Below are 18,538 nucleotides of genomic sequence, written 5' to 3' on the forward strand. Positions count from 1 at the left end.
GGAGTAAAAGGAATTAAAAACATCTATCATCTTTTTTATTTAAAATGGCCGTGTCATGCACCTAAGCTTTATTTTTCAGATAGGCTTTATTTTTCTGAAGTCCTAACTTCAGCCCTTAGAAATAGTGAAATCACCGCAGCTATAAAAGCTAGGGCAACAGAGACGTAGAGTGTTACGCTAAGTGCGTGCATAAACGCTGGTACGATACCCTCCGGGAACCACTGCCTACTAGTTATCGTGTCAATCACGGCCTTGCCCAATGACGATACTACTTGAGGAGGTGGTGTATACAATAAAGCCTTAACTGGATCGTAACCTGGGAACGGAAAGGCCATAAGGGTTATTAATCCCTATTCCGAAAAACGTCAAATTATTCCCTTTTTACCCCCACCCATAAAAATAGATAATATTGCTGTGTATAAGGTTTGGGAGATCATCAAAAGACACCCGTTAGTCTTATACTTAATGGAGTTCAGTTGTGGAGGGGATAAAACTTTCAAAAGTACTAAGGCTTATGGCCTGTTAAAGGAAATGGAAAATTACGTTTACCCTACAAGGGAAGACGATTACGTTAGGTGCTATCGTTATCTCTTCTTACCGGTTAACGTGAGGGGGAAGATAAAGTTCGTGCCCACAAGCTTTTGCTATCTTAAAGAGTTTGACGAGTATGAGTTCTTCGTCCACACCAAAGGTGGGATAAGGGTTGGGAAAGGTGATGGTGAATTACCACAGTGCTATAATTCGTTGTTAATGAGAGTTTACGAGTTCATGAAAATGCAATATGAAGACCCCATATTTATTACCACTAAGGACATTCATAAATACTACTTGGTCGGAGAAGTTGAGCTGAAATACGTTATAAAACCTATAATGAGTAAGGGGGAGGCCAAACAGTTACTCATACATTACAAGGAGAACTTGAAGAATAAGCTCCCTTCAGATGACATGACCTTGAGGGACTATTTAGAGGCTGTTAAAATAGTTTATGAGGCAAACAAGCTCGAGGTTGGCAATGACCTTAAAGAGTTATATAAACGTTATGCTGACGGTAGGGATTGCGGTATGATGGACTTACCGTTAGACGATAAGGAGGCGTTTAAGGAGTGGTTGAACACCGAAGCTCATTGCAGTGGCCACCCGTTTGAGGTCATTAGGGGAGGGTTTATAACTTACGGCGTTTACTTATACCCTCTTAGAAACGGTAGGTATACTATCATAGCTAACGACTTCGTTGACGAGTACATAAACGCTGTTAAGGAGTTCTTGAAAAGGAAAATCCCGTTTAGGGCACCCGACTTGATAAACGCATTAAAGTACTTGACCGGAGAGCTCGTGGTTAAGGTTAACGGTTACTCCAACTTCCCAAGGCATTTGTTTATATCCTACTCAGAGGTCGAGAATAAGAAGAAAATTAGGTGGGAAGAAGTAGAGGAGGTAAGTTATAGGAGAAGGAGGGATAGTTAAACCGTTTTAGAAAACTTTCAGTGATTATTCCTAGTCCGGCTTCTGGCTCCTCGGTGGAATTAAAAGTTATGTCATGAGACAGTGTCTAATGTGTAATCAATGTAATTTACTTTATTAATAAAATTTTATGAAAAAAGGTATTATAGAACCCAACCAGTATAATAATACTTAACGGAGCTCACATATAGTATTGTACTATGCATTAAATCCTATATCAGAAAAGTTCTCTCTCTTAGCCTTTATTATCGAAAATTATGAGATCACTTGTGATTATATTTGACAACTGTAACTACTGCCCCTATTAGTCCCACCGCTATTCGTTTTCTTAGAGGGGTTAATAAGACTGTTGAAAGATAAACGTGGGAGTCAGGCCCGGGACTCCCCTTAGCTTATACTGTACTAGGCCTGCATGGTTTAAGGGTCTGTTAAAAGCCACTGGACAAAATAAGGCTGAGCTATACCAGCACCTTAAGGTGTTGGACAACAGCGGGTATATAGAGATGTACATCCCCACAGTCGAGGGCAAGAGACTGAAGGTGCTTATAACTAAGTAAGGTGATGAGGTAATAAGAGAGGTCATTGAATTACTAAACTCGGATAAAGAGTAACTGCTTATGCAGTGCGTCATCAAACTTTTCATTCTTGTATAAACGCTTATTGTACTTGTCAGTTATAAAGGGCGACGTTATCGTCAGCTTAAGGCAGATGTACACGCCGTGAGAGGGCAGGGGCTAATTAGTAACAGGCAGTTATTCTACTTTTTCCTTGGTAAAATAAACTGGTATTACTGTAAAGTTTTTAGGTCTGTGTGCGGTTTATTGAAAAACGTCTATTACGAAAAGGAGCTGAGGACTGGAAAGGGTTGACCTCTGTAGTCAGGTAGCCCATCAGTATAAAGGGTGTGGAGGGACTAATCCCGTTCTTCAAAAATCGTTTTAGGAAATATTTGATATATTTTTACTAACAGCAGTTTTTTATATTCTACTTTAATGTGCCTTAAAGATTTTCATCAGAATAAGTGCATGGCGATTTTACGTAAACTTCTAATAGAGGTTACGCGGGGGTCAGGCTTTCATAGGGTCTAATGATGTTTAATATCAACCCATCTTCATACCCCTTGTCCGGCTCTCCACATTTGGGGAGAAAACAAGAATTACCGTTTTTAACTTTTACCTTCGCTAGAAACCTCTCTTATTGATATATATTAGACCAACTATGACGGCAATAACGATAACGACCAAGATTAAGATGAGTGTGGAGGATAGAGGTGAAGGGCTAGATGTATTACTATTACTAGTAGTAGTAGGTGGATGGACACTCGATACCAATGAGGAGTTAAAAGTGATCAGGTCTATATTAACCTGGGTCCCGGGCAGTAAGGAACTCGGGTTACTATAAGTCGATGTATACGCTACATAATAGCACTCCGGTGAAACTTGGGCTATTTTAACTCCCACTAAGCTAATTATGCCTAACAAATTTGCGTTAGAGATCTTCCCTATATTATAGTAGTATTTCATTGACCCGTTAGGGTTAAGGAACAAGAGATAGTAGTTATCTGAACTGTTACCCAATAATATCATAGAGTTAGGGGTCAGGGACTGCGTTACCTCGAAGTCCAGCGTGTAAGAATAGACGTTGTCCCCATGTATCACCGTCACATTACTACCGCTTGACCCGGTTTCCGGGCTGCTCACCAAGATAAAATTACCGTCGGATACAAAAATGTTAGTTAAAGGCTGGGTGTAATTAAACGAAGTTACTTTACCGTTAGGGGCCGTTATGTTTTTCAAAACGGTCCTCTCTTTGAACGGTATCTTCACAACTGGGTATATGTTTCCGCTTTCATATTTCTGGACTATCACGTACTTCACCGGACTAGTAACAGTGACCCCCTCATGTTGAAATACGATACCGTAGAGGGTACCTTGAGTAGTCCCAAGACCCACTGTGTTTGGAGAGACCTGGAAACTGTTGATTAAGTCCCCGTTACTTAGGGAAATACCTAATAGGCTCTCGTTTACTATTGTGAAACTGTTACCGCTCTTGAGCATTGTGGAGTTAGTGATGTACAGCGTGTTACCGAGTATGGCATAGTTAATAAGGGTACTTGAGAAAGTTATTCCACCGTACAGGATTTGCGGGCTATAATAACTCAGGTAATATGAATTAGTCCAGATTATCTGCCCGTTATTTGATAATAGGGTAAGGTTATAGGGTATGATAGGGTTATTTGAGGTGTAAAGGTAAGTAACGTTATAGGCTAGGACCAGTATACCTTCTGGTAACTGGAGTGCAAAAACAGGTAGTTCGTCTTTAAAGGTCACTTTTCCGTTGGGGAACAGTAGCGTATAATTAGCGTTCCTGAAATTGGATGAATACTGGATAAGCGATAAGTAGGTTAAATTATAGGAAGGGGGCTCGTTGGTCAAAATTATACCGTTGAGCGTATAATAGTCCTCGAAATGGAGTCCGGAAAAGTTATATACTATAGACTGGGGGTTCCCACTATTGGAACTCTCTACTATTACTATTAGGTTTCCGTTCAATACCGTGCTTATAATCCCTGAGACGGAACTTACTGTTGAGGAATACATCTGGTATTTCATGGAGGAATTAACAAAGCATACTAGTAGTTGCGATTGGCTATTTTGGAGAGAAGTTATAGAGGATATATTAACATATTCTAATGTTAGTACCAGTCCGTGGTCGTAGGGTATTGCAGATGTTATTTCAACTTCAGGTAATTGGAACTGGATATTTGACACCGGGACAGCTGAAGGCGTCGCGCTATAAGCTGTAGTGACAATTACTGAGTTGACGATAAGAAGAAAAGACATTATAACTAAAATCACGAGGGCGTTGGGTAGTAGTCCTTTCATAGCCATAATAACTATGTTAGCTTTATGTTATTAAAAATTTTTTAATACATTACAATCATTACCAAAAAACGGATAAAGATATTAAAAAAGTCCTTATTAAATGGGATTTATAACTTAATTATAACTGTTTTAACGTTAATATATTTAGCTTTATATTTCTGTTTCGGAGAAACTGACTAAATTATTCAAAATAAGTTATATAACTGTGATAAGTTATAAACTGTGGATACCTCACAGAAAGAGATCTGTGCTCTGCTAGCTCCTTATTAAGTTTAAAATGACTGTTACTAGGCGTAATGTAGAGCAAAACCTATTAAAAATTTCTTACTTAAAATAGAAGATTAGTCTCATGCGAAAAATTTATTATAGATTTTAATTAATATAATATACAATTTCATTTCTGGTAGTATACAAGGCATTTACAGTGGTAACCTTAATGATAAAATTAAAATAGACCATAGAGAGTTTTTTCCTTAATTAAATATGCGAAATCAAGTTTTAAAGTATTATTTTAAGATTTTTAAATTTAAAAATAATGAAACGATTCTAGTATATCTCTTTATTTAAAACGAATACAGACAAATCATCAGTAAATTCCTTATTCTATCTTTAATCTGTTAATTGTTAACAAAGTGTAAACAGTTTGTTAATACTATCACCACCTTGTGAGGTCGCAAAACCCCACTTTTAGGAGTGTTATTAAACAATCATCAAATTCGATAAATAGTTGTAAAAATAATAGAGTATTTATAAAAACTGTCCTTTCTAACACTACTTGCGGGAAAGGGCTAGAAGTAATGAGAGCAAACACTACTTCAGAAACACTTACGTGCAAAGGTCACGAAATTTATGCAGGTCTACGAAATAGACCCCGTAACCCTACACAATTAATACCCTTAGTTTTAAGGGATTTAAACCGAGAAAACACGAGCCGGAAGACCTCGCTTACACAATAGCAGCATACTCGGAGTACAAGTCACCAAGTTAGGGACACCACCATCAACACTACACTACTACACTAAAAAACTCGGGATAAAGAGGAGGAGAGGAGAAAGACCACCGAGCCCCTCGTACAAATCAAACAGAGTAGTAAAGGACGATCAGCTAGAGGAAAAACACAAGTACAAAACTCACGGGAAGACGTCCTACCGAACGACCACAAGGTGGGTAAAGAGCAAATGGAGAGGATATTGAAAGAGTACACGGACTGGGTGAGCATGAGGGAGACAGCAGTCGAAAGAAAACCGTTAACTACAATACACAGCCTCATAAGGAGGAAAGGGGTGGAAGCGTATGCTTACCTACTACTCTTACAAGGGTAACTGGAGGTTTCACAGCAAAAGCTACATGCTTGACGAGAGTTGGACTTACGTGGGGGCCAAGCGTGGGCGAAAGAGGAGGACTTACGGATATGGAACGCGTTAGCAGGTGGTGTGCCCTCCTCTATCACGGGTAATAGGGGTTATAGGGCTTTCAGCTACCTATGGGACCCCCTACCCGAGAGTAGGGTGTACTACACTGATGGTCACTCGGTTTACCAAGTACGACCACGTAATGGGTAAGAGGTACACTGTGGAGGGTTATCCTTACTGTAGGGCCCACCTGGCTAGGTTGGCAAGGGACACGAGGGCTGTTAACAAGGGTGTGTAGATAGTCGAGTATAGCCTTGCCTTGTTGAATGTCATGTACCCGGTAGTTTACTCGAGGGAGAAGACTCCGTTGAACGAGGCTTACTTGGAGGGTGTACAGTATATTAGAAATAAACTGATATAATATTACAAACACTTATCGAATTTGGTGACTGTTTGAGAACACTCCCACTTTTAGCGTATCCGTTAGCCCACTTTGTAGACTGTTTCAATTTTCCGGTTATATACTCCTCAGTGATGAAGGGCAACATTATCGTTAGCTTAAGGCTGACACATACACACGCCACGGGAGAGCAGGGACTTGCCCTTTAGCACCTAACTAACTATAAGGTGCCAAACCGGTCTTGTGAAACTATGTAGAAGATTTACACGACTGTTAAATTCCTTGATCGGAAAAATATACGTGAGTTAAACCAACTATGCTCCCAGATTAAAAAACAGGATTTTGTAAAACGTGTACGGACAAAGAGTGGGGGGGATATCTTAGAAAGACATGACGGAAACGCCTACATGTCAAAATTCCCCATTATCAAGTATATCTTCTTTTTGTCATTCACGTTAATTCTAACAGTCGCTAAGGGTTTTGCTGTTACTACTTCACCACTTTCAAACTCTATGTATATCTTCTTTGCCTCTATATCTGCTGCATCATAGCCCCTTTCCTTCAACTTATCGCCTAATCTTATCATCTTATATCCTTTCCTCCTTCTCTCTATCTTTAATGCCTTTAATTATATTTATTATTTTCTCGGGATCTGATACTTCGACTGTAAGAGTCTTTCCTTCAACTGTATATATCTCCAGTACCCGCCTCGAAACTAGTTTTCTGGTAAGAAGAGACACCGTAAGGCTCTTATACCTACTATCTACACCTTTTATCTCATTCCAAGATAGAAAAGTACGCCTGAACTTTCTTATCTCGATCCCGCTATCATAAATTTTTATTTTCCCTTTATTAATTGCAATTACTGTCAGGATCCCGAAGAATATTAGACAAAAGAACGAAATATCAAATATATATTCTAACAACGTGAATAATAGACCGGGAATATTTTTATACATAGATAATAATGTAGGAATTGAGACGAATATTACAACATTTAAAGCTAAGATTAAAAAAACCCTCTTATATTTTACACCTCCCTCGTAAACCTTCATTTTTTATCCCTAATAGAACGAAGTGTTTGTAACATCAGTTAGGTGATAGCTCAGCCCTAACCTTGCTGCAGTTAAGGAAATCCCTTGGTTCGTGCCTATCACAAGGTATTTTGATCCCAATGATCCACCATACATGTCGTTAGGCGGAGGATATAGACCAGCCATATACCCGTAGTCCTCAGCTACATTTACAGACTTTGCATAATATAGACCACTGTTCTTCCCGTTAACGTAGAAGTTAAACGGTACAGCAAAGTAGGGGTTATTTAATGTAAACTGGTTCTGTGATCCTGTGTGGACTTCAATCCCGGCAGAAGGTAAGACAGTATAGACTTTTGTAGAGACCGAATTTATACTTAGATCAGCACCGCTAACATATGTCCAAGGCCAAATAAGGCCCAAGAAGTCGGTTGCTATTATTTCCTGAGAGGAAGAAAGGTAATCGGTAACTCCACCATCAGTAACCTTGGCTACCTTAACTCCGTTAATTGCTATAACCCAACCATTATTCTGATAGTACACTGTTTCGTTGTAAGGACCATTAGGGCTCATGCTCATACCACCATATATAATATATATTACGGCATAGCAAGGTGGATAGTTGAGTATAAACCATATGTTGAGCACGGGCACTATGCTTCCGTTCGGTAACATCTCGACAGCGTCTTGTATCCACATCCAGTTAAACTGCAGCTGTATAGGAGGAGGTATAAAGTTAAAGCCCGGAAAATATAAGCTAGCGTTCAGATACCCTGATATGCTTACTGGCACGTTCAACATGTACGATACAGCACAGTCGGAAGCGTTTATACTAGAAAAGCCTGAATGCCAAACTGCTGTATAAGAGTTATGCCCCGTCTGTGTTGAATATCCGCCTACTGCCCAATCGTAGCTTGTTGAGTTCCCGCTTACTTTAGCTGAGAGGACCTCGTTTCCGAGTAAAGGCGTTAGTAAAAATTTTCCTATTATATGTATTCTTTGCTGTAATGTGTAATTTATGCTGGGACTTGAAATAACAGATGCAGTGGAGACTATAGGTAACAATATCAGCAGGTTTATTATTATTATCGCACTCATTAAATAGATCCTAGACATTTGTAAATTAGTAAGGTAGAGAATTATTTAAAGTTTTATGATCATAAATTTGTATAGGAGAAAGATTAATATAGACATAGCTTCATTACCATTATTTGGATAGAATATAAATAGAAATGAAGAGTACTATTATCCCTATTTCTCCTTAATAATTAGATGTATCTTATTACTAGATAGTAGGCTTAAAAAGAGGTATTAATTATCTATATAAGTTTTGATCATAGAAGCATTAATGATAGTATAATTATAATCATCTATATAAGCATTTACTGTGTAATTTTACAGTGTGTAACAAAATAATTATAACAATATAATTCTATTTTTTTATAGAGTTACACTTATATAGTTTGACTGAGGTAGAGAAAGTAGACCTAAAATGGCAGGTGCAGTAGGTCTAGGCAATATACTACAACTATTAGAGCAACTCTTAGATGCCCTATTAGAGCTCTTAATGGAGATAATAAACGCTCTAATAGGTGCTTTATTAGGAGCTATATGAAAGGCAGTATAAGCGTAAAGATAAAAGGTAAAGCCCTTTTTTTATTTAAAAACTTTTAACACATCTTTATATAGCTAAATAACGTCGATATATACTATTAATTCCTCTTTTTTACTTATTATCACAGAAATATTTATATATTATATTGCGATTATTATACATGATATGGCAACTAAATGTAGATATTGTGGCTCATCACATGTTATAAAGTACGGTAAGACTAAAGCTGGGAAACAAATATATTTCTGCAAATCATGCAACAGGTACTGGGTTAAAGATGGTGTTTTCCACAGATATCCTAAAGAGATAAGGAAAGTAGTAGTAAGGACGGTATTAGAGGGGAAACCGGTTAAGGAAGTGTCCAAAGAGTTCAGTGTGCCCGCAACAACTATATATAAGTGGTTAAGGAAGGAAATTGAAGGTGAAATAAATGAGAATAAAAAGGAAAATCAATTACTTCAAAATATTCGATGATGAACTAAAAAGACACCTTATCAAAATAGAAAAATATCTCTTTTATTGTAAAATAAGGGAAGTATTGTTATCCTTCCTTTTCTTATTTTTAATAAGCTTATTTATATTCTCTTCATTGGCTATTTCCTCTTCATCCTATTATTTGACTTACCAAGTAAACCTATCAATAAACTCCTTTGTAACAGAGAGTTATAACGGCACCGTTACTTTATATCTACAAAATTATAGTTATAATAATGTAGTTTTCGACGTCATAGGAACCGGAAATTTATACTCGTTCGCACAGCAGACTAATTTCAACATAACAAAAGTTATCCTAATGGAGGCCTATAACGGTACTTACACGAAACCTGTTGGCTTGGGTGACGGTTTTCCCATGCTTAACGGGACTGAATTAAAGTCGCTAAGTTCTGGGAAGTTTTCCGGTAATAATAACGGGACTACGTATAATGTAAGTAAAGAGACAATAGTAATAGGAGGTGTAAAATATCAAACATATAAGTTATACGGGAGTAAGACCGAAGTGGGAGAGTCCGGGTCTGTGTCCATATGGGTGAATCAATCTAACGGAATAATAGTAAAGATTATTGAGAAGGCCAGTAGTGTCTTAGGCGCGATAACTATAACAGTAACACTGACAAGCGCTTCATTACCAAAATACCTATTACAAGCCGAAAATAACGGTCAAATAAACACGGCCTCGACTGCAACCACAGAGACCACGTCTATTCAAAGCACCACAGTGACTTCTACACCTAATGTGTCACAACCTGTGACTCACCAAAATTTAACGACTAATAACTCACCTTCCGATACGCCAGCTTTACTAATCATTATCTTAGCCGTAGTCGTTATAGTAATACTGTTTATCGTAATACGAAAGAAAGGACTATTTTAAAAGGTATGAGACCCGGCCTATTTTATACGTCAGGGCGATACTTATAAGGTTTTTAAGGATACCTTATTCTACCCCTAAAATTCAAAGGTCCGCAACTGTGAAAGGTAAAGGAGTATAAAAGTCTAAGAATAATATATACTAATTTGGCCTTTCACTAAGTGTCGCAAGGTGCATAATAGCGTTTCAAAGCAGGGAAAAACCCAGTAATATCTCATAGGCGATATGGGACTTTGGGATTACTTTTCGTCTGATTTCAACTATGATATAACTGAGGTTTACCGGGCGTTATATAGCCCCGCTAACGGGGAGGGGGATTACGAGTTGACACTTAACTTGGTTCCCCAAGGGCTTTGGGGTGAGTGTAAAACCCGTAGGGATTAAATGAAGACCTAAAACCCCAAAAATTGAGATAATTTTTATAAATTAAATCACAATAGGAAAATAAGATGAGTGTAGTCATAGATCACGTGAACAAATCTTACGGTAAAATCGAGGTACTAAGAGACATCAACATCACGATAACAAAGCCCGGCTGTTATGCTATACTGGGGCCAAACGGAGCAGGAAAAACTACACTATTTAGGATAATTTCTACATTAATAACCCCAGATAGCGGTACCGTAAAGGTTAACGATTACGACGTGTTTAAGCAACGTGAGGTGGCACTGAGGGACGTAGGCTTTCTGGTCAGTGTACCGGAACCTCCCGATTTCCTCACAGTCAAGGAGTTCATAAGTTTCTCGGCACGTCTTAGGGGTAGAACGGCCGATATAAAAAAGTTAAATGAAATGCTAGACCTTCCACCTATAAACCAGAGGTGCGGTAAATTGTCAAAGGGTCAAAAGAGAAGGACTTACCTAGCTGCGCTGTTGGCACAAGACCCTAAAGTCTTGGTTCTTGATGAGCCTACAGACGGGTTAGATCCTATAGAAATTATAAAAATAAAAGATGTAATAAAAGAGATAAAAAAGAGTAAAATAATCCTTTACTCCTCACACATACTTTCAGAGGTGTCAGATATGTGTGATTATATCTACATTATGAATAAGGGTAAAATAATTTACAATGGTTCCGTATATAATATAAAGAGGATGTTTAAGCCTAAGAGTATTAAAGTAGAGTTTAATTATGAAGTTCCGGTAGAGGATATTAAAGCCACATTGGGGACTTTGGTGACTGAAATAAAACAAGAAGGGAGCATGACTTTTGAATTGGGGTTTGACGGTACGCCTATGACCAGGAGAGAGATTCTTAGGAGGTTAGTAAACAATTATGAGGTAAGAAACTTTTATGATACTGAAACCAACTTGGAAGAGGCATTTGTAAAAATTTTGAGAGTGTTCGGAGATGGGGGCATTTAGCAACATATACAGATATAATTTACTTTTCTTCATAAGGACTAAAAGATTTTCAATTATGCTACCCTTAGCATTGATAATATCACTTATCAATACTATACTTATAGAAATTGGAATAGTACAAAAGCCCAGTTCCGTATACTTATTCACTGAAGCCAACTTAGCCTACTCTGAAATACTCTTCATAATCCTGAGCTCAATGTTTGCGGGTGACCTTATTTCAAGAGACTTCTCTAGGGAAGGGCTGTATATGTTGACACAGCCCATTAGTAGGGAAAAGATATTCTTTGCAAAGTATCTATCTGCAATCACTGCAGCACTTATAATAGTCTCAGTATATATGTTAGGTGTATTCGGGACTTCAATAGCCCTCTACAACTATTTAATCCCTGAATGGTACGAAATAATTTTTGTCTCCTTTCTCGCTATACTGTCCTTGTTAGCCTTTGTAACGCTATTCAGTGCTGTCATAAAAAGTCCCACTATATCAATAACAATTTCTATCTTCTTTCTATTAATAATCTTCCCCCTTATACAGCAAATAATGCAGGACCTAAAGAAGAGTCCGTTCTTTATTATAACTTATGCTTTACAGATTATACTTGTCCTAGCCCAACCTAAAATACCCAACATAGACGGTATAACTTCACCGATCTCTGCACCACCACTAAACGAAAGTATTGAAGTATTTATAGGATATCTAATATTCGGAGTTGTAGTGAGTATAATAATATATAAGAAAAGACAATTAAATGATATTTAAACACGAATGGGGTTCACATTTAAATTTTATTAACGCTGTCCCCACTTAATATTAAGTGATAGATCTATGGCAAATGGTATCGATATTTCAAAAATATTGGGACTTAAGGGAATAAACGCAGAAAATATATCTGGAATTTCGAAGATTACGATAGAAACAGATGAAGGAGAAAAGATCACACTAACTAAACCTAATGTTTCTAAGGCGTCATTTCTAGGTTTTGACATACTAGTAGTTCTAGAAGAAAGTAAATCCTAAAATTAATCCTAACATTTTTCCTTAATAATAAATTAAACAAAGACAAAAATATTCCCTATCATTTTTATTCAAAAATTATTGGTAAAGCACCCATTGTACTTACGATTAGACTTATAACAGTCTAAAGAAATAAAAAACCTATGACAACTGAACACAGAAAAAGCCTCAGTTTATTCCTCTTCTCTTTTTTAGTAGTAGGGACACTTCTAACATCTTCAATTTTTATCGCATCAGGCCTTAAACCCCCTCAGGGTTTTAGTGCAACCGCGCAGTGGCAAAACAGTATAGTAGCCCCAGGGATGACTGAACAACCCATACAGATTACGGTGACTAATGAAGGACCAGAGGTTATAGGGAACGTAACTGTCTATGCAGAGCCTTCGTACCCGTTCTGCGGTTATATAAACCCGGTATTCGTACCCTCATGGCAACCCGGACAATCTATTACCCTGACAGGTTACCTTAACATAAGCCCTTCAGCACACATAGGGGACTACGGTATCCAAGTGTATGTCTCTCCACCGGGTTATGCACCCTACGAGGGTTATGAGACCACGGCTGAAGTCGACATTAACGGTTACGTGAACATCTCAGTCCAGTCAGCCGTAATAACTGACAACCACCTTAGTATTACCCTTATTAATACCGGTAATGTGGAGAGCGGGCCAGTCTACCTCTACTTTTATAACACGTCCTTAGTGAAGTTTATAGAGAGCGACGACATTTTACCGTCTATTGGGTCGGGGCAATCTACCCAAGTAAGCATACCTATAGAGTTTGACGCGCCCCCTCAACCCGGTATATACACTATTCCGATGAAATTAGAGTACATGAGGGGAGTATACCAGGTCAACGTCCCAGTAGTTATACCCTCAAATAACTCTATTGTGTTCTCACTCACCGGTAGCTGGGCCGGGAAGTATGCTTCGATGACCCTCATCTACTCCTCTCCTTATAATGTAAGTGCTGTGAGAATAATAGGGCATTTACCCTTGGGGATAACTAACTTCACCGGAGGGTCGGAGATCTATGTAACAGTACCGCTCTCCTCAATGACGGGAGTAGTTAAGTTCAATGTGTATCTAGACTCCAACAGTTCTCCCTACCTAATACCGGTAAAGCTCGAGTGGTTTACAAGTAAAGGGGTAGTAGTACAGAAAGGTCAGTTAAGCCTTTACATCTATAACCAGCCTGACGTCGAAGTGGTCTCAGTACAAGGTATACTGTATGCAGGGTCAGAAGACAACATAACGATAACCGTCAAGAACGTGGGGAGTGCACCGGCTTATAACTTAAGTGCTAGCGAGAATGAGTTGCCTATAGTCTCTTCTTCATCATTACCCTATTTAGCACCGGGCCAGGAAGGAAATATAACTATCCTTACGTATGCACCTTTCTCGGAAGCCGGTAAAACCGTTACTACTAACATCTCAATATCCTACGTAACTTTACAAGGCAGTGTAAACGTAACGTCAGTACCCGAGACATTTACGGTATACCAACCTACCGTACCTATCGTAGTATCGGACCCAGGGTTAGACTTGGTAGCGGGTATAGATAATACTATCAATTTAACGTTTACTAACAACGTAGGAGTGACAATATACGACCTCATAATTAATGTGACCCCGTCCCAAGGGAGTGTATTAGGTAGCTCCCAGATCTATGTTAATTCACTACCGCCCGGTAAGAGTTTAAGCGTCCCGGTAGTGATAAGTGTACCTTCAAGTGCGTCTAACACCCTAAGTGTTACGCTGAGCATGTCCTACTTAACACCTTCAGGCGAGAAGGGGAGTTATAGTACGACGTTAAATTACAAGGTAGAATCATTGAGCGACATATCCCAAGACTTCCAGATAGGTATCTCTCCCTCATTCATTGAATACGGTAACTTGTCTTCAGTACAGATAACCATATCCAGTTTCTTTAATTCCCCTATAGTTGACGCTGAACTGGAAGTCTCATCCCCTAACGGGTACATATCACCATCTATAATACCTATTCTTAGTATAACTCCATTTGGTACCGTAACAAAAGACGTAAGTGTAGAATTCACACCGCCTTCAAACGGTAGTTCACTCCTCGAGCCTATTAAGGTCACTTTCAGGTTCTATTACGACGGGGCTTTCCTAAACTTCACTCAAGACTTGAAAATACTCGCAATAGGTAAACCCGTACTACTCATATCCGGAGTCTCATATGCCGTAGTCCAGGGGAACACCAGCGAGGTCACAAGCAGTGTCAGCTTTGAGGTAGGTAACAGCGGGTCGGCTACAGTCTCCTCTGTGACAATAGTCCCGTTACCTCCAGCGGGTATATCCCTTGTCGAACCTTCCGTCTTAGGCATATCAGACCTCGAACCTTCCGAAAGCCAAGCGGTGTCCCTGACAGTAGTAGGGAAGCCCGGTAACTACACCATCCCCCTCCACATCATATACACCACTCCACTGGGCCAACAAGAGACTGAGACATATGACGTCCACGTAGACCTAGCCCCTCCCTCTTCAGCTACCGCTACTTCGACCACTTCTCCAATACTTGCTATAGTCCAGAACCCGCTATTACCCATAGTAATAGTCCTGATCATCATTATAGTCATTTTAGCGAGAAGGGTAGAGAAGAAGTGAAAGTCAGAGACTTATTGTTATTAGCTTTCCGGAGCTTTTTCAGCAACAGAGTAGCGTCACTGCTTATCATAGTCGTAGTTGCAATAGCTACCGGAGTATCGGTAACCTTAGTCTCACAGACTACGGGTCTAGTAAACGCCGTAGAACAAGACGTTTTGTACCTAGGCCCCAATACCGTACTTGTCGAGAACGCAGGAAACGTGAACATACCTAACGGAAAAGAAATACAGCTAAACTCAACGCTTGTAGGGGATATAAGTAAGATACCCCACGTAAAGGAAGTCTACCCCGTAATATCGGTCTCTGGTAAGATCGATATATCGGGTTATAACAAGAGCGTAAATATAGTGGGGATTTCAAACTACGATATACTGGGGGGTTATAAGGTAGTGTACGGGAAACTGGCCACGCCTGCAAATGCTGGGGTAATGCTGCCTTACAGCGTCTTTAAGTCTCCGAGCTTGGTAGGCAAGGAAGCTGAGATAAACATCTCGGGTAGGATCGTCAGGCTAAAAGTCACTGGGATAATAAACTACTCCACTGTACAGTTGTTGAAGTTCTCTATTTCGTCCAAGGACGTTATAGTCCCGCTTTCGATCCTACAGGACTCTTTAGGCTTAAACCAGTATAATTTAGTAGTCATCAAAGTAGACGACCCCAGTTACGATAACTACGTCGCGTCGTATATAAAGACGTTCTTAGGCCCGACGGTAATAGTGCAGGGGGGAGGACTACAAGGTATATCTTACGCGATCTACTACAGCAACCTATTTGTGGTCTCTGCACAGCAACTGGCCCAAGCCTACCTTAAGAGTACGAATATAAACCAAGGACTCTCCCAGTTTATCAGCCTAATCGCTGACGTAATATCAATAGCGTCAATAACCCTTGTCCTGACCTTATCCACTTTTAGCCAAGTTAAAGACATCGGTATATTTAGGACTCTAGGGATGAAAAGGAGAGACGTAGCACTGGAGAAGTTCGTGGAAGCCCTTTACGGCGGGCTGATAGGGTCTGCTGTAGGGATAGGGCTTAGCGTATTACTCGGTGGGTATTTCCACGTGTTTTCCTCTGCGTTCACCTACACCCCTATATATTCAACGAGCACTCTGGTGGAGTTCTTCATCCTGGGTGTACTTACTGCCCTCTTAGGCAGTGTTTACCCAATCGTCTGGGTCACGAGGCTGACCCCGGTAGAGACTATAAGGAGGGGTGAACTATGAGGTTTAAGGACATCATAAGCCTTGCAGTGTCAGACATATCGACGAGGGGGATATACTCGTTGCTGATCATACTCATGCTACTGATAGGAGTAAGCAGTACTTTCATTGCAATATCACAGTCCCAAGGCGTGGTGAGTAAAGAAGAGCAACTGTTTGAGTTCCTCCGCCCTAACTTACTCATAGTCTACCCCACTTCACCGGTGACCCAGTCGCAAGTGAGTATAGTGAAGTCTATGAAATACGTTAGCGAAGTATACCCTGTAATAAACCAGACAATAGAGGTTGAAGTTAACGCTAAGAACTACACTTTTTACCTGCTCGGTGTAGATAACCTGAGTGTAATTACGTCTTACACCATCACTTCAGGGACCTCGTTCGATTACTCAGGGTTAATAATACCTTCTTCTTCGGCTGTCCACTTGTCTCCCGGTGTACTGGTCAAAGTGTATGTGGACAAAGACGCCAAGTACACGTATGTAACAGGGGTCATATCCTATTCCCACACAATTTTTCAGAGGATTGGTGTAGTGTCATCTACTCTCTTCCCTTCATATAATTGCCTATTTACTTCACTACAGTACGCTGAGGAAATTACCGGGGACAAAAACTACACTTTCCTAATAGTACTCACCCAGTCGCCTTTGTACAACCCTAACGTTACCCAAGAGATAACCTCGGTGTTCCCCAACGCGACGGTAGAATCGTTAGGGGTCTCTTCGGCTGTAGTAGCAAGGCAGTACACTTCGTTTACAGCGTACCTAATTTCCCTTAGCGTGATCGCTATCCTCACTTCCATAATAACTAACGGCAGTATAACTGCCATAAGTTTTAACAGGAGGCTGAGGGAGATAGGTGTCATGATGGCATTAGGGATGAAAAGGGGCCAGATATCCCTACTGTACTTGCTGGAAAGTTCCATGTTGGGCGTTATAGGTGGGGTCGCAGGTCTGGTAGCCGGGTTTTATGCCACCGAGAACATAGTGCTTACCAAGGCTGTTACTTACACGCCTATCATCTACCCCGTCCAACTCGTCGAGTTAGTCATTTTAAGTCTCATAGCTTCAAATATAGGTAGTATATACCCCGTGATCAGGATATTTAAGTTAACCCCTTCGGAGGTGATGAGATGAAAAACGTTATCCAACTCTTAGACGTAAACAAGGTATACAAGACCGGTAATAACGAGTGGGTAGCCTTAAGGGACGTCAACCTAAATGTCGAAGATGGGGAGTTCATAGCCCTAGTAGGGCCTTCAGGGTCCGGGAAGACTACGCTATTAAACATCATAGGCCTAATGGACTCCCCGACTAGGGGACACGTGGTACTGGAGGACAAAGACGTGACTTACCTAGGAGAGAAGGAGAAGTCCGAACTGAGGAATAAGTACATAGGGTACGTATTCCAGTCCTATAACCTTATCTCTTTTCTGACGGTATACCAAAATGTAGAGTTACCCCTAGTGATCGCTGGTGTACCTGAAAAGGAGAGGCAGAAGATGGTAGAAGAGGTCCTCCAGACTATACCAGGGATCTATGAGCTTAGGAATAAGAGGCCTACACAGCTCTCAGGGGGACAGCAACAGAGGGTAGCAATAGCGCGGGCCCTAGTAAACAGACCTAAGGTGATCTTAGCCGATGAGCCTACGGCAAATCTGGACATAAACACGGGGAAGGCTGTGGTGGACTTATTTAAGAAGATAAAGGACGAACTGGGGATAACTATAGTCATGGCCACCCATGACCTAGAGATGTTAAAGAACTGTGACAGGATAGTGTACATAAGGGACGGGATGGTCGAAAGGATTGAGAAAAACTCATGAGGGCCCGAAAGCTACCACTTTCTTTCCCCAATAATGATAAATTATCAATACCAATTTTTTGGTATTAGAGTGATAATGTATGTAGTACCGTTATAGATAAATTTTCAAATTAAGAGGCTAAGTCAGGAGTAATCGTTTAACCTTACCTCAATATTTAGTCCTAAATATTTAACCATGCCAGAAAAGAACTTATATCTTTCTACTATTAACTATCTATTTAAATTTTACTAATACAAACCGCCTAAACATAATGTCAATTATTGTCTAAAAATACGTTCTAAGCTTTTATTCTTTTTATATTAAACTATCGTTATATTCAAGGAAAAATTTTTGTAAGTAAAATATATATAGACCTCATAAATATAGTATAT

17 protein-coding genes and 1 pseudogene are annotated in these 18,538 nt (G+C 39.8%); 13 read left to right on the top strand and 5 right to left on the bottom strand.

Annotated elements, in window-relative coordinates; translation table 11 throughout:
* Window positions 1-86 precede the first annotated feature (86 nt).
* Entirely contained in the window at window positions 87-335 is a 249-nt protein-coding gene (locus KN1_RS00835; protein ID WP_221288827.1) for a hypothetical protein, read from the bottom strand.
* Between the two features lie 79 nt (window positions 336-414).
* Between KN1_RS00835 and KN1_RS00840 the strand changes: the two genes are divergently transcribed.
* Window positions 415-1,464: a hypothetical protein gene (locus KN1_RS00840; RefSeq protein ID WP_225905747.1), complete on the top strand. Its 1,050-nt coding sequence runs from the start codon at window positions 415-417 to the stop codon at window positions 1,462-1,464.
* Window positions 1,465-1,823: 359 nt separating this feature from the next.
* The gene (locus KN1_RS00845) at window positions 1,824-2,018 is read left to right on the top strand and encodes a hypothetical protein (RefSeq protein ID WP_221288829.1); all 195 of its coding nucleotides are present in this window, start codon (window positions 1,824-1,826) and stop codon (window positions 2,016-2,018) included.
* A gap of 624 nt (window positions 2,019-2,642) precedes the next feature.
* Here KN1_RS00845 and KN1_RS00850 read toward each other — a convergent pair.
* Window positions 2,643-4,352, bottom strand: a complete 1,710-nt coding sequence (locus KN1_RS00850) for a hypothetical protein (protein WP_221288831.1) — start codon at window positions 4,350-4,352, stop codon at window positions 2,643-2,645.
* 880 nt (window positions 4,353-5,232) lie between these two features.
* Here KN1_RS00850 and KN1_RS00855 point away from each other — a divergent pair.
* Window positions 5,233-6,119: pseudogene (locus KN1_RS00855) on the top strand (IS1 family transposase).
* 382 nt (window positions 6,120-6,501) lie between these two features.
* On the opposite strand, the gene KN1_RS00860 reads toward KN1_RS00855, so the two are convergent.
* Genes KN1_RS00860 through KN1_RS00870 form a run of 3 tightly spaced genes read right to left on the bottom strand, consistent with a single transcriptional unit; the run spans window position 6,502 to window position 8,248 of the window.
* Window positions 6,502-6,684 carry a hypothetical protein gene (locus KN1_RS00860; protein WP_221288833.1) on the bottom strand — a complete coding sequence of 61 codons (183 nt, stop codon included), beginning with the start codon at window positions 6,682-6,684 and terminating at the stop codon, window positions 6,502-6,504.
* Between the two features lies 1 nt (window position 6,685).
* On the bottom strand, window positions 6,686-7,153 hold the full coding sequence (locus KN1_RS00865; protein ID WP_221288835.1) for a hypothetical protein: 468 nt from the start codon (window positions 7,151-7,153) through the stop codon (window positions 6,686-6,688).
* Between the two features lie 9 nt (window positions 7,154-7,162).
* Entirely contained in the window at window positions 7,163-8,248 is a 1,086-nt protein-coding gene (locus KN1_RS00870; RefSeq protein ID WP_221288837.1) for a hypothetical protein, read from the bottom strand.
* Window positions 8,249-8,624: 376 nt separating this feature from the next.
* On the opposite strand from KN1_RS00870, the gene KN1_RS14900 reads away from it, so the two are divergent.
* The 10 genes from KN1_RS14900 (at window position 8,625) to KN1_RS00915 (ending at window position 18,167) form a co-directional block, all read left to right on the top strand.
* Window positions 8,625-8,747, top strand: coding sequence for a hypothetical protein (locus KN1_RS14900; RefSeq protein ID WP_258712536.1), 123 nt, complete (start codon window positions 8,625-8,627; stop codon window positions 8,745-8,747).
* A 165-nt stretch (window positions 8,748-8,912) separates the two neighbouring features.
* Window positions 8,913-9,221 carry an IS1/IS1595 family N-terminal zinc-binding domain-containing protein gene (locus KN1_RS00875; RefSeq protein ID WP_221288838.1) on the top strand — a complete coding sequence of 103 codons (309 nt, stop codon included), beginning with the start codon at window positions 8,913-8,915 and terminating at the stop codon, window positions 9,219-9,221.
* Entirely contained in the window at window positions 9,178-10,119 is a 942-nt protein-coding gene (locus tag KN1_RS00880; RefSeq protein ID WP_221288840.1) for a hypothetical protein, read from the top strand. Before KN1_RS00875 ends, KN1_RS00880 begins: the two co-directional genes overlap by 44 nt.
* A 446-nt stretch (window positions 10,120-10,565) precedes the next feature.
* Window positions 10,566-11,480: an ABC transporter ATP-binding protein gene (locus KN1_RS00885; protein WP_221288842.1), complete on the top strand. Its 915-nt coding sequence runs from the start codon at window positions 10,566-10,568 to the stop codon at window positions 11,478-11,480.
* Window positions 11,467-12,240 (top strand): ABC transporter permease, encoded by a 774-nt coding sequence (locus KN1_RS00890; protein WP_221288844.1) that lies wholly within the window; start codon window positions 11,467-11,469, stop codon window positions 12,238-12,240. Before KN1_RS00885 ends, KN1_RS00890 begins: the two co-directional genes overlap by 14 nt.
* 66 nt (window positions 12,241-12,306) lie before the next feature.
* Window positions 12,307-12,498, top strand: coding sequence for an NAC domain-containing protein (locus tag KN1_RS00895; protein ID WP_221288846.1), 192 nt, complete (start codon window positions 12,307-12,309; stop codon window positions 12,496-12,498).
* A 140-nt stretch (window positions 12,499-12,638) separates the two neighbouring features.
* Window positions 12,639-15,125: a COG1361 S-layer family protein gene (locus tag KN1_RS00900; protein WP_221288848.1), complete on the top strand. Its 2,487-nt coding sequence runs from the start codon at window positions 12,639-12,641 to the stop codon at window positions 15,123-15,125.
* Complete coding sequence (locus KN1_RS00905) at window positions 15,122-16,348, top strand: ABC transporter permease (RefSeq protein ID WP_221288850.1); 1,227 nt, start codon at window positions 15,122-15,124, stop codon at window positions 16,346-16,348. The genes KN1_RS00900 and KN1_RS00905 overlap by 4 nt, the downstream gene beginning before the upstream one ends.
* Window positions 16,345-17,478 (top strand): ABC transporter permease, encoded by a 1,134-nt coding sequence (locus KN1_RS00910; RefSeq protein WP_221288852.1) that lies wholly within the window; start codon window positions 16,345-16,347, stop codon window positions 17,476-17,478. The genes KN1_RS00905 and KN1_RS00910 overlap by 4 nt, the downstream gene beginning before the upstream one ends.
* On the top strand, window positions 17,475-18,167 hold the full coding sequence (locus KN1_RS00915) for an ABC transporter ATP-binding protein (protein ID WP_221288854.1): 693 nt from the start codon (window positions 17,475-17,477) through the stop codon (window positions 18,165-18,167). The genes KN1_RS00910 and KN1_RS00915 overlap by 4 nt, the downstream gene beginning before the upstream one ends.
* The last annotated feature ends 371 nt before the right edge of the window (window positions 18,168-18,538 follow it).

The organism is Stygiolobus caldivivus (assembly GCF_019704315.1).
Lineage (GTDB): Archaea > Thermoproteota > Thermoprotei_A > Sulfolobales > Sulfolobaceae > Stygiolobus > Stygiolobus caldivivus.